At 55.7% G+C, this 12,605-nt stretch carries 8 protein-coding genes; all 8 read left to right on the top strand.

From position 1 onward, the window contains the following. Positions 1 to 14: 14 nt before the first annotated feature. The 8 genes from pgl (at position 15) to prsR (ending at position 12,602) form a co-directional block, all read left to right on the top strand. Entirely contained in the window at positions 15 to 692 is a 678-nt protein-coding gene (pgl, locus tag D9N14_RS11645; RefSeq protein ID WP_290579784.1) for a 6-phosphogluconolactonase, read from the top strand. A 3-nt stretch (positions 693 to 695) separates the two neighbouring features. After that, the gene (edd, locus tag D9N14_RS11640) at positions 696 to 2,495 is read left to right on the top strand and encodes a phosphogluconate dehydratase (RefSeq protein ID WP_290579782.1); all 1,800 of its coding nucleotides are present in this window, start codon (positions 696 to 698) and stop codon (positions 2,493 to 2,495) included. A gap of 84 nt (positions 2,496 to 2,579) precedes the next feature. Continuing rightward, on the top strand, positions 2,580 to 3,197 hold the full coding sequence (eda, locus tag D9N14_RS11635) for a bifunctional 4-hydroxy-2-oxoglutarate aldolase/2-dehydro-3-deoxy-phosphogluconate aldolase (protein WP_290579780.1): 618 nt from the start codon (positions 2,580 to 2,582) through the stop codon (positions 3,195 to 3,197). A 337-nt stretch (positions 3,198 to 3,534) separates the two neighbouring features. Further along, complete coding sequence (scpA, locus tag D9N14_RS11630) at positions 3,535 to 5,679, top strand: methylmalonyl-CoA mutase (protein WP_290579778.1); 2,145 nt, start codon at positions 3,535 to 3,537, stop codon at positions 5,677 to 5,679. Between the two features lie 7 nt (positions 5,680 to 5,686). Beyond that, positions 5,687 to 6,643, top strand: a complete 957-nt coding sequence (gene meaB / locus D9N14_RS11625; protein ID WP_290579774.1) for a methylmalonyl Co-A mutase-associated GTPase MeaB — start codon at positions 5,687 to 5,689, stop codon at positions 6,641 to 6,643. A gap of 227 nt (positions 6,644 to 6,870) precedes the next feature. Beyond that, positions 6,871 to 9,129 (top strand): DUF1631 domain-containing protein, encoded by a 2,259-nt coding sequence (locus tag D9N14_RS11620; RefSeq protein WP_290579772.1) that lies wholly within the window; start codon positions 6,871 to 6,873, stop codon positions 9,127 to 9,129. Positions 9,130 to 9,150: 21 nt separating this feature from the next. Further along, the gene (gene prsK / locus D9N14_RS11615) at positions 9,151 to 11,250 is read left to right on the top strand and encodes an XrtA/PEP-CTERM system histidine kinase PrsK (protein WP_290579770.1); all 2,100 of its coding nucleotides are present in this window, start codon (positions 9,151 to 9,153) and stop codon (positions 11,248 to 11,250) included. Then, positions 11,247 to 12,602: a PEP-CTERM-box response regulator transcription factor gene (gene prsR, locus D9N14_RS11610; RefSeq protein ID WP_290579768.1), complete on the top strand. Its 1,356-nt coding sequence runs from the start codon at positions 11,247 to 11,249 to the stop codon at positions 12,600 to 12,602. The genes prsK and prsR overlap by 4 nt, the downstream gene beginning before the upstream one ends. The last annotated feature ends 3 nt before the right edge of the window (positions 12,603 to 12,605 follow it).

Genomic DNA, 12,605 nt, shown 5'->3' with positions numbered 1-12,605 from the left:
AAAAGGGATGGCGCATGGCTGAGATTCGTGTAAAACCCAACGCGCAGCTACCCGCTGCTGCCGCTGCCAGCCTGTCGGAATGGATGCAGGCGGCCATTGATGAAAATGGGCACTGCTATTGCGGATTATCCGGCGGCAGCTCTCCCAAGGGGCTGTTGCAGGCATTATCCGGAGCCGACCTTCCCTGGGAGAAAATCACCCTGGTCATGGTGGATGAGCGCTTCACCACCGATGAATCCCAGCAAAACCAGACTATGCTCCGCGGGTTTGTCGATTCCCTGCCGCAGCCCCGACCAAAATTGCTGACCCTGCTGGCGGATTTGTCCCTGGCAGACACCCTGGCGCGGGCCAATGAAACGGCTGCCATGCTGCCGGAAGCCCTGGACGTGGTGGTACTGGGGATGGGCCTGGATGGCCATACGGCCTCCCTGTTCCCGGACTCAACGGACTATCACGGAGCCATGCACAGCAAATCCCGCTATGTGCCGGTGGTTCCGGGCCAAGCACCGTTTCCCCGTATTTCCATGAGTTATCACTGGCTGCAGAATGCCAGGCACCTGATGTTGTATATTCCGGGCAAAGACAAACTGGATTGCTTTCGTCACCTGATGTCAGACCCCACAGTGGTCAGCCCGGTTAAAACCCTGGCGGCCCACGCGAATAACCTGACTGTCTTCACCAGCGAGGATTAAGCCATGACCCATGCTGTGCTGCTATCCGTATTGGACAAACTGCGCAAGCGGAGTGCGGACTCCCGCCAGGCCTATCTCGCGCTCTGCGACAGCATGGAAACCGCTTCCCCCCAACGGGGCCATCTGGGCTGCACCAACCTTGCCCACAGTTATGCCGCCGCGGAAAGCAGTGAAAAACTGCTGCTGCGGCAGACCCAGAGCACACCGAACCTGGCCATCGTCACGGCCTATAACGATATGCTTTCGGCCCACCAACCCTATTACCGCTACCCTGAGCGCATCAAACAGTACGCCTTGAAACACGGCGCCACCGCCCAGGTGGCGGGCGGCACCCCAGCCATGTGTGACGGGGTTACCCAGGGCCAGCCGGGGATGGAGCTGTCTCTGTTCAGCCGGGATGTGATTGCGCTGTGCACCGGCATCGCCCTTTCGCATAACACGTTTGACGCTGGAGTCTACCTGGGTATCTGCGACAAAATCGTGCCCGGCATGTTGATGGGTGCGCTTTCCTTTGGCCACCTGCCAGGGCTGTTTATTCCTTCCGGGCCGATGCATTCCGGCATCAGCAATGAAGAAAAGGCGAAGGTCAGGGTTGCCTATGCTGAAGGCAAAGTGGATGAGCGGGTATTATTGGAATCCGAGGAAAAATCCTACCACTCCGAGGGGACCTGCACCTTCTATGGCACCGCCAACTCAAACCAGATGCTGCTTGAAATGATGGGGTTGCAACTTCCCGGCAGCGCCTTCGTCGGCCCGGATTCCCCGTTGCGGCATGCGCTCACCGAGGCTGCGGTGGCTGCGCTGGTGAACAGCACCTTGAAGGCGAAGACCGGCCTTGGCTATGTCATGGACGCGACCAACCTGCTGAATGGCGTCATCGGCTTGCTGGCCACCGGAGGTTCCACCAATCATACCTTGCACCTGGTGGCCATCGGGCGTACCTGCGGCTGGCAACTGACCTGGGAAGACATGGCCGAATTATCGAAAGTGATTCCCCTGCTGACCCGCTTGTATCCCAATGGCAAAGCGGACGTCAATGCCTTTCATGCCAACGGTGGCACCCCGGCGGTGATTGATACCTTATGGGATGAACAGCTACTGTTCACCGACATTGCTACCGCCTACAGCCTTCCTTACAAAGAGGCCCGTCGCTTTCCCACCGGTGCCGATCAGGTGGAGTGGGTGGACGCATCCCGTGTCGATAAAGACGACAGCGTGTTCCGGCCTGCCTCCTCCCCCTTCAGTCCATCCGGGGGGCTGAAGCGGTTGCGTGGCAATATCGGTGAAGCCGTCATCAAGGTGTCGTCCCTGCAGGACAACGCTGGCAGCATTACCGCGCCGGCGGTGGTATTCGAATCCCAACTGGATATCCAGGAACAATTCAAGGCGGGCAAACTGGACCGGGATTTTATCGCGATACTGCCCGGGCAAGGCCCCGCCGCCAACGGCATGCCGGAACTGCATAAGCTGACCCCCCCACTGACCTCATTGCAGAATCGCGGCTTCAAAGTGGCGCTGGTGACCGACGGCAGGATGTCCGGAGCATCCGGCAAGTTTCCAGCGGCGATCCACCTTACTCCGGAAGCCGCCAAAGGCGGTGTCATCGGCAAGATCCAAACCGGTGACATGATTACCCTGGACTGGTCCCGCGACCAGTTGATTCTCGACGTGAGTTCAGACACCCTGGAGCAACGGCCGGAGTATTGTCTGCCACCCGCCGAGGTCAGTATCGGTCGCATACTGTTTGGCAATGCCCGCGCCAGTGTAGGGCCCGCCAACCAGGGCGCCAGCTTCATCGTTTAAGGGCTGCTGCAGACAGACAGCGTTTATACGTATATATAAAGACATCCGCTCCAGCACTGAACTCAAACCAACCAGGAGACGCCCGTGACGACCCGCTTTCAGGAACTGGCAACGCAAGGCAAACCCATTGTTCCGGTCATCGCATTGCCCACGCTGGAGTGCGCACTTCCCCTGGCTGACACCCTGAGCAGCTGTGGCTTCAAAGTGCTTGAAATCACCTTGAGAACCGATTGCGCACTGGATGCCATCAAACTGCTGGTGGAATCACGGCCCGAGCTGGTGATCGGTGCCGGAACCGTCAAGAACCGGCAGCAACTGGAACAGACACTGGATGCCGGGGCCCAGTTTATCGTCAGCCCCGGCACCGACGCCGCCATGATTCAGCAAGCGCAGGAACGCAACGTGGCGGTCGTGCCCGGTGTAATGACACCCTCGGAGATCATGGTGGCGGAGAATCTGGGGCTGGATACGGTGAAGCTCTTCCCCGCCGCCCTCGCCGGTGGCACCGATTTCATTCGGGCCATGGCGGCCGTATTTCCGGCCATCAAATTCTTCCCCACCGGTGGTGTGACCGAGGATGATGTCAACGCCTACCTAGCCCTCCCCAACGTGATCTGTGCCGGAGGGACCTGGTTGTCTCCCGCCGGCCTGTTGGAGCGGGGGGACTGGAATCGCATCCATGAAATTGCCCAACGCTGCTAGCCTTTGGACCGGCTCAAGGCCGCTGCCACTTTTGTCACCCAACTTGATTGATTGACTGTCAGGCAGGGCTCCCGGTTGGCCAAATCGTTTATTTTGCTGGACAAATTCGCCACAACCCATTGATTTTTACCAAAAATTAAGGGCTGTAACGCTTTTTTGGATGAATTTTTAACGGGATTTGGGTAGTCTAGCCCGCACTTTAGGGGCAACCCCCTTTACGACTCAGCACCTTTTCCGTTTTATCCCATTACCTTTTAGACTTTAGCTAGCTAAACCGGTCTGGGAATTGGATGAAAATGACCACGGGGTCAACCGTACAAAAATTCGCGAGGTAGTTATGACGACAGAGAACAACAAGCCTTCACTGGAGCAATGGACCGAGCTGGCCACCAAAGAACGCAAAGGCCGCTCCCCGGATGAGCTGATTTGGGACACTCCGGAAGGCATTTCCGTCAAACCCCTCTACACAGCGCAGGATACAGCGGATCTTCCCAACGCGGACACCCTGCCCGGCTTCGCACCCTTTGTGCGCGGCCCCAAAGCCACCATGTACGCGGGGCGCCCCTGGACCATCCGCCAGTACGCCGGCTTTTCCACTGCCGAAGAATCCAACGCCTTCTATCGCAAGAACCTGGCTGCCGGGCAGCAAGGTGCCTCTGTTGCGTTTGACCTGGCAACCCACCGCGGCTACGACTCCGATCATCCCCGTGTTACCGGTGACGTGGGTAAAGCCGGTGTGGCCATCGACTCGGTGGAAGACATGAAAATCCTGTTTGACGGCATTCCCCTGGACCAGGTATCCGTATCCATGACCATGAACGGCGCCGTATTGCCGGTACTGGCCATGTACATCGTGGCGGCCGAGGAACAGGGCGTGAGCCAGGACCTGCTGTCCGGCACCATCCAGAACGACATCCTCAAAGAATTCATGGTGCGCAACACCTATATCTATCCGCCGGAAGGCTCCATGCGCATCATCGCCGACATCATTGGCTACACCTCTGCCAACATGCCCAAGTACAACTCCATCTCCATTTCCGGATACCACATCCAGGAAGCGGGCGCAGACGCGGCCCTGGAGCTGGCCTATACCCTGGCGGACGGTAAAGAATACATCGAAACCGCACTGAAGACCGGCCTGGACATCGACCAGTTCGCGCCACGCCTGTCGTTCTTCTTCGGCATCGGCATGAACTTCTACATGGAAATTGCCAAACTGCGGGCCGCACGCCTGCTGTGGGACCGCATCGTCAGCGAATATAACCCGAAGAAGCCCACTTCCCGCATGCTGCGCACCCACTGCCAGACTTCCGGCTGGTCCCTCACTGAGCAGGACCCATATAACAACGTGGTGCGCACCACCATCGAGGCCATGGCGGCCGTGTTCGGCGGCACCCAGTCTCTGCACACCAACGCATTTGACGAGGCCATCGCCCTGCCCACCGAGTTCTCTGCCCGTATCGCCCGTAACACCCAGATCATCGTGCAGGAAGAAACCGGCATCACCAAGGTGGTGGACCCCTGGGGCGGTTCCTACATGATGGAATCCCTGACTCAGGAAATCGCGGACAAAGCCTGGGCCATTATCGAAGACATCCAAACCAAGGGTGGCATGGCCAAGGCTATCGAGCAGGGTGAACCCAAGCTGCGCATCGAGGAAGCGGCTGCCCGCAAGCAGGCTCGTATCGACCGTGGCGAAGATGTGATTGTGGGCGTGAACAAATACATCCTGCAGAACGAAGACCCTGTGGATGTCCTGGAAATCGATAACTCCAAGGTACGGGAGCAGCAAATCGCCCGCCTGCAGCAGATGCGTGCCAGCCGTGACCAGGCTGCCTGCGATGCCGCCCTGGCTGCACTGACCAAATGGGCCGAAACCGGCGAAGGCAACGGCCTGGACCTGGCGGTGAAAGCCGCGCGACTGCGCGCCTCAGTGGGTGAAATCAGCTCCGCGGTGGAAAAAGTGTGGGGCCGTTACAACGCCAGCGCCAAAACGGTTTCCGGCGTGTATGGCAGCTCTTATGAAACCGACTCTGACTGGCAGCAAATGCGCCAGGACATCGAAGCCTTTGAACAATCCCACGGTCGTCGCCCCCGTATGCTGGTGGCAAAAATGGGCCAGGACGGACACGACCGCGGCGCCAAAGTAATCGCCACGGCGTTTGCTGATGTGGGCTTCGACATCGACCTGTCCCCCCTCTTCTCCACCCCGGAAGAAGTGGCCAAGCAGGCGGTGGAAAACGATGTGCACGTGATCGGCGTTTCCTCCCAGGCCGCCGGGCATAAAACCCTGGTGCCGGACCTGATCGCAGCCCTGAAAAAAGAAGACGCCAGCGACATTATCGTGGTGGTGGGTGGCGTTATTCCGCGCCAGGATTACGACTTCCTGTATCAGGCCGGCGTAAAGGGCATCTTTGGCCCCGGCACAAAGATTCCGGTGTCCGCCCGTAAAGTACTGGACGAAATCAATCAGGTAGCCTGATTCCTCCATGGCGATTGATATTGAAAAGCTGCTGCAGGGGAACCGCCGTTCCCTTGCAAAAGCCATCACCCTGACCGAAAGCAAACTGGATCACCATCGGGACGAAGCCCAATCCCTGCTGGAACACATCCTGCCCCATACCGGCCGCAGCATTCGCATCGGCATCACCGGCATTCCCGGGGTTGGCAAATCCACGTTCATTGAAGCCTTTGGCCTGCACCTGATTCGCCAGGGGCACAAAGTGGCGGTGTTGGCTGTGGACCCCAGCTCCCCCATTACCGGTGGCAGTATTCTGGGGGACAAAACCCGCATGGAAATCCTGTCCCAGCAGGAGAACGCCTTCATCCGCCCCTCCCCCAGTGGCGGCGCCCTGGGGGGCGTGGCGCAAAAAACCCGCGAAGCCATGCTGCTGTGCGAAGCCGCGGGATATGACGTGATCCTGGTGGAAACCGTGGGGGTGGGCCAGTCGGAGTACGAAGTGGCCGGCATGGTGGACTTCTTCCTGGTGTTGATGCTGCCCAATGCTGGCGATGAGTTGCAGGGGATCAAAAAAGGTATTCTGGAGCTGGCGGACGCCATCGCCGTCAACAAAGCGGACGGCAGCAATCGAATTCTGGCCCAGCAGACTCAGCGTCACTACCAAAATGCCTTAGGTATTTTACAGCACAACAGTTTCTGGCACCCTGAAGTGGTGCTGTGTTCAGCGCTGGAAAATGGCAATATCGACACCATTTGGAAGATGATCACCGACTATAAGCTCAAATCCCAGGAAGTTGGTCACTTTGAACACAATCGTGCCATCCAGAACAAGGAATGGATGTGGCGCCTTGTGCACGAACTGATCGACCGAAGACTGAAGCGGGACCAAGCCGCCCGGGAGCTCTGCAACGACATGCAACTGAAAGTCACCCGGGGGGAAACAACTCCTTACATTGCCGCCCACAGAATCGTAGAATCCATCTAAACTGATAAGGCTACGTTTTGCTGGTCGCAATCTATGCCCGTATTGGATTACAATCGGAATACTTATCAATCACAAGAATCACTAAAACCGTGACTTTTACACATTGCCACCAGCGATGACGATAGTTCAGAATCTGAACTGGATTGGGGCCGTGTTGCAATATGGATAATTCTATGATGAGCGATAAAGACAAACGGAACAGACCAGTTTCAAACGTCTCCGCAACGATGCCTGCGCTCATCAAGCAGGTAAAAGACAACGCGTTTTCCATATTATCCAATAATTTCAGCCAATTCTTCAGCAGCTGTGACGATCTGTTTTTCGATCTCGCGTCTAAAGCCGGCTCCAACAATGAACAGAACCTTTACTTCGATTCCATGCGTGAAGTGCGAATCAAAAAACCCGAGGTCTGGAACCTGTTCAAGCGCCGGTATGAAGAGAACTTCCGTGTGCTGCTGAACAACCGCATTAGCAGCCACCGTGGCGAGTTCCAGAAAGAGCCCCCTGATAACGATGCCTTCAGCCTGGAGTCCATCCAGCTGGTGGGTAAAGATGACATGGAGCAGGATGTGGCCGTGACTGGCATTGTCACCCGGGCCCGCATTGAAAACCAGGAACTGCTGTATCAGCTGAACTGTCGTTTTGACTATCTCATGCCGGATGTACGCGTCAGCGAAACCAATAACCCCCTGGACCCGGCGCAGATTTGCGCTTCGGTCACCGAGGCACTGACTGCATTGGATCTGGACATCAAATGCAAGGTTATTTTGCTCAAGCATCTGGACCGAACCGTCATCGTGGAATTGCGCAACATCTATTCCCTGGTGAATGACCTGCTGGTGAGCGCAGGTGTGCTGCCACAGATTCATTTTGACGTGCGGAAGAAACACACCAGCAGCAATGCCGCCAGACAGGAATATGGGCAAAGCTTTGCCCAGGGCCTGGCAGAAGAAGCCGAGCACTTCGCCAATGTCTCCGCCGCTGCAGCCGGAGGGGTACCAGGCGCAGCGCCCCAAACTCCCTACGCAGCACCGGGTGCTGCGGGCATTCCGCTTAGCCAGGTGTTTGACCTGTTGAGCCAGCTGCGCAACACCGGGGTGTCTATTCCGGGTGCGGTCTCCGCCAGCTCCGGCCGAGCCCACTCTTCCCCTATTCCCCAGGAAATCCTGCTGGATTCACTGACCGCCACCCAGCTTTCCAGCGAGTACCTGCAGTCACCGCAAAATTATGACGTGCGCAGTGTCATCGCGCAGATTCTGGAGGAAAACAACCGCTCAGGTAAAGAAGATGTCCTCCATGAATCCGATGAAGACATCATCAACCTGGTGGCGATGTTTTTTGATTTCATACTGGATGATCGCAACCTGCCGGTGCCTTTCCAGGCCCTGATCAGCCGCTTGCAGATTCCGATCCTGAAAGTTGCCCTGAAAGACAAGAGCTTCTTCAAAAACAACACCCACCCATCCCGTCGCCTGATCAATGAAATCGCATCGGCGGCCCTGGGCTGGGATGAGAGCAGCGAAACCAGTCAGGAAAAACTCTATAAAGAAGTCAATCGCATCGTGCACGACATCATCGAGAACTTTACCGGTGACATCAGCATTTTCGAACACGCCCTGGTTAAGTTCCAGAGCGTAACCAAGCTGGATCAGAACAAAGCCAACATCCTGGAGAAGCGCACCCAGGAAGCCGCGCTCGGCAAGGCAAAAGCGGAGCACGCCAAAACCAAAGCCCGGGAAACCATCTATTCACGACTGAAAGAAAGCCGTCTGCCAGAATCCATCATCCAGTTTATCGTCAATGACTGGCAGAAGGTCCTGCTCTACATCCACCTGAAACATGGTATTGACAGTACTGAATGGCTGGAAGCCAAGCAGGTGGTGGACCAGTTGGTTTGGGGGTTGCGGCCACACTTCGATGAACGTTCCCTGAAACGACTGGAAAAAATCAAGGTGGAAGTGCTGCTCAAGATTTCCAATGGACTGGAAGCCATCAACGCCTCCCGTGAAAGCATACTGAATTCCCTCAGTATCGCTGAGCAGTTCTTCGACCAGGCCCTGCAGCAACGACTGGAGGATGCCGACCTGACCGATCTGCGGCCCGAGCACCTGGTTGCCCTGGGCCAGATGGAAGGTACCTCCGTGGACGACTGGGAGAACATGACAGCGGCGCAGAAGCAGAAACTGAAACAACAGGCCGCAGCCAAACAATATGTCAGCCAGGTATCCAAGATACGCATTGGCACCTGGATGGACTACACGCCAGCCAACAGCGCGAAATCATTCCGCTGCAAATTGGCTTTGATCACCGACCCCGGGGAAACCTACGTCTTCGTAAACCGCTTTGGTTTGAGGGTATTTGAGAAGAAGTTGGAAGAGTTTGCCGGCGACATGCAAAGTGGCCACGTCAAGCTCCTGGAAAACGGGATTCTGTTTGATCGCGCCATGGACAACATCACCGACAGACTCAAAAAGTTAGCTGGATAAGGCCCACTTAAGCCCAAATTGATGCTATTAGAAAACGTCACCTTCACCAGTTACCTGGGCGGCACACTTCTACTCAGTGCATTGTCACTGATATCCTGCTTTCTGGTCATCAGGCACCATATCACCCTGTCTCTGGCGGTTGCCGCTTTCATCACAACCGGATGGGCGGCGGTGTTGGCCTGGGATTCCTATCAACCCACCCTGACCGTACAGGAACTGATCCTCTGCGAAACACTGCGCTTTGGCAGCTGGATATTGGGTATTATTCAACAACTCAAACACAGCAATCAGAACCGCAAGTTACACCGCGGCCCCTTCCTGTTGATTCAGTTCCTGTGGATTTCCTCATCCATACTCTTCGTGGTGGTGCTGCCAGCGCTGGTGGACAACAAGAACCAGGCGTACCAGTTATACGTGTGGTCCTGCATGCTGCTGTCGATCCTGACCATTGTGTCGGTGGAGCAGTTATTCCGCAACTCCCCCCACAATCGAATCAACAAAGTCTACAGCCTGGGGCTGGCAGCCTTTTTACTGTACGACCTTTACCTATTCTCCTATGCACTGTTATTCGGAAAACTGGATGCGGAAATCTGGCGCTCAAGAGGAGCGGTGAACGGGGCTGCTGCCATTTTTCTCTCGTTCGGCCTCCTGGCCGTGAGCTCCCAGGGGTCACCACGTCAGAACAAAGTGGCTATATCCCGCCCGCTGGCGTTCTACACCACGGGCCTGACCACGGCCGGGTTCTTTCTGGCGTTAATGGCTGCAGGCGGTTACTACATCAAGGTCTACGGAGGAAACTGGGGCACCGTCATCCAGGTAACACTCATTTTCAGCGCCTTGATCAGCATTGCCGTGGTTTTCGGGTCAGAGTCCGCCCGCGCCAACTTGAGTGTGTTCATCGACAAGCATTTCTTTGTGCATAAATACGATTATCGTTCGCAGTGGTTGAGCCTGATTCATCACCTTACGTCCACTCCGGACATCGATGAAGACCCACACCAGAAAGCATTGCGCGCCATCACCGACGTGGTCAAATGCAAAGGCGGTATGCTCTGGATGGACAACCAGTTTGGTCGATTCATCCCCATTGCCACCCTCAATATGAAATATCCCACCCGGGAATTTGAAGAAGATTCTGACAGCGAATTCTGCCGGATACTCCGGGAGCAGGAGTGGGTGTTTTCCCCGTCAGCTTCCGCCAATCACGAGCTCAGCAACTTCAATGAGCATTTGCCCCGCTGGGCTCAGGAAATTGACGACCTCTGGCTAATTATTCCCATGCTGGTGGACAGCAATTTAATCGGGTTTGTGCTGCTGAGCTCGCCACCAGCAGAGTTCGAGCTGACCTGGGAGGACCTGGACCTGTTCAAAACAGTGGGCCGGGAAGTTGCCAGTTACATTTCCCGTAACGAGGCGGCCGAGTTGCTGGCCCAGTCAAAACAGTTTGACGCCTTCAACAAGCTGTCCGCTTTTGTGATGCATGACCTGAAGAATCTCATCGCACAGCAGGCCCTGGTGGTGGAAAACGCCGCCAAGCATAAAGAAAACCCCGCGTTCATCGACGATATGATCAGGACCATCGACAACTCTGTTCAAAGAATGAGCAACCTGCTCAAGAAGCTGCAGCAGACCCAACCCAGCTCAGGGCGCCAACTGGAATTGAAAAACGTCATCATTAATTCAGTGAAGAAATGTCAGGACAGAATGCCGCCGCCGACATTGAGAATCATGGAGGATTCCCTTAAAGTTGTTGCCGATGAAGATAACCTGGAAATGATTGTCACACACATCATCAAAAACGCACAGGAAGCGACACCGGCCGATGGTTATGTTGATGTAACTCTACGTTCCGAAGACGACAATCAAGCCATAATAGAAGTAGAAGATAACGGCTGCGGCATGGACAGTGAGTTCCTGAAAAACCGATTGTTCAGACCCTTCGACACCACAAAATCCGGCAAGGGGATGGGCATCGGCGTCTACCAGACGAGGGAATTCATTCGCAACCTGGGTGGCGATGTCCTGGTTAAGAGTGAAGCCGGCATCGGCACTACATTCACGATCCGCATACCCAGATTCATTGAAGAAACCAATACGACAGCGAAAGTTGAAAATCTATGACGGAAAGCAAACCAGTACTGCTCATTGTTGAAGACGACCCTGGCCTGCAAAGCCAGCTACGTTGGCATTTTGACAAGTACGAAGTGGTGGTGGCCCCGGACCGGAACAGCGCCATTGCCGCGATCCGGATGCATGAACCCGCGGTGGTCCTGCAGGATCTTGGTCTGCCACCGGACGAGGAAGGTGTGGAAGAAGGATTTGCCACCATTCAGGAAACGTTACGCATTGCCCCCAATACAAAAATCATCGTGGTCACCGGTTATCACGACTACGCCAATGCGCTGCGAGCTGTGGCCATGGGCGCTTACGATTTTTACCAGAAGCCGGTGAACACCGACACGCTCGACCTGATCGTTCAACGCGCCTATCACATGTGGGAGCTTGAACAGGAAAACCGCCGTTTGCAGGATAACAAACAAAACATTCTGCCGGGAGTGATCGCCAGCGACGAACGCATGGCATCGGTGTGCCGCATTGTGGAAAAGATCGCCCCCACCGATATGACCTCCCTCATTCTTGGAGAATCCGGCACCGGTAAAGAGGTCATCGCCCGGGCCATACACCAATTGAGCTCCCGTTGCGATCGGCGTTTTGTCGCCATCAACTGTGCCGCTGTGCCAGAAAACCTGATGGAGAGCGAGCTGTTCGGCTACGAGAAAGGCGCCTTCACCGGAGCCACCAAACGTACTCTGGGCAAGGTTGAGGTAGCCAGCGGTGGCACCCTGTTCCTGGATGAAATCGGGGACATGCCCCTGGCCCTGCAAGCCAAGTTGTTACGCTTCCTGCAGGAGCGGGTGGTGGAGCGTCTGGGGGGAAGAGAGGAAATTCCCGTCGATGTTCGCGTGGTGTGCGCCACCAACAAGAATCTGGAGCAAATGGTAGCGGATGGCGGGTTTCGTGAAGACCTGTTTTATCGCATCAGTGAAATGGTGATCGAGCTACCGGCATTGCGGGATCGGGGTGGAGACAAAGCACTCATCGCCCGCAGTCTGCTGGCCAAATTCTGTGACCAGTTGAACAAGAACATCAAGGGGTTTACACCGGAAGCGGTCTCTGCCATCGAAGGCTATGAATGGCCAGGCAATATCCGGGAGATGGAAAACAAACTCAAGCGCGCGGTCATTATGTGCGACCAGAAGAACATCGGGATTCTGGATCTGGGGTTACCCCATAGCGATGACCTTTCATTGAACCTGCGGGCAGTTCGTCAGGAGGCGGAGAAATCTGCCATCATTCGGGCCATCAATATGTCCGAAAACAATATATCGGCGGCCGCCAAATTACTGGGTGTTACCCGCCCTACCCTGTACGATCTGATCAAGAAGTATTGCATTCATATCCAGGAGATCTAAAAG

The organism is Ketobacter sp., from assembly GCF_003671495.1.
Taxonomy (GTDB): domain Bacteria; phylum Pseudomonadota; class Gammaproteobacteria; order Pseudomonadales; family Ketobacteraceae; genus Ketobacter.
This window is presented reverse-complemented; position numbering and strand designations above follow the sequence as displayed.

Bases quoted from the DNA above. Each gene is read 5' to 3' on its own strand.
- pgl (WP_290579784.1), top strand. From the start codon at position 15: ATGGCTGAGATTCGTGTAAAACCCAACGCGCAGCTACCCGCTGCTGCC.
- edd (WP_290579782.1), top strand. From the start codon at position 696: ATGACCCATGCTGTGCTGCTATCCGTATTGGACAAACTGCGCAAGCGG.
- scpA (WP_290579778.1), top strand. From the start codon at position 3,535: ATGACGACAGAGAACAACAAGCCTTCACTGGAGCAATGGACCGAGCTG.
- meaB (WP_290579774.1), top strand. From the start codon at position 5,687: ATGGCGATTGATATTGAAAAGCTGCTGCAGGGGAACCGCCGTTCCCTT.
- D9N14_RS11620 (WP_290579772.1), top strand. From the start codon at position 6,871: ATGCCTGCGCTCATCAAGCAGGTAAAAGACAACGCGTTTTCCATATTA.
- prsK (WP_290579770.1), top strand. From the start codon at position 9,151: ATGCTATTAGAAAACGTCACCTTCACCAGTTACCTGGGCGGCACACTT.
- prsR (WP_290579768.1), top strand. From the start codon at position 11,247: ATGACGGAAAGCAAACCAGTACTGCTCATTGTTGAAGACGACCCTGGC.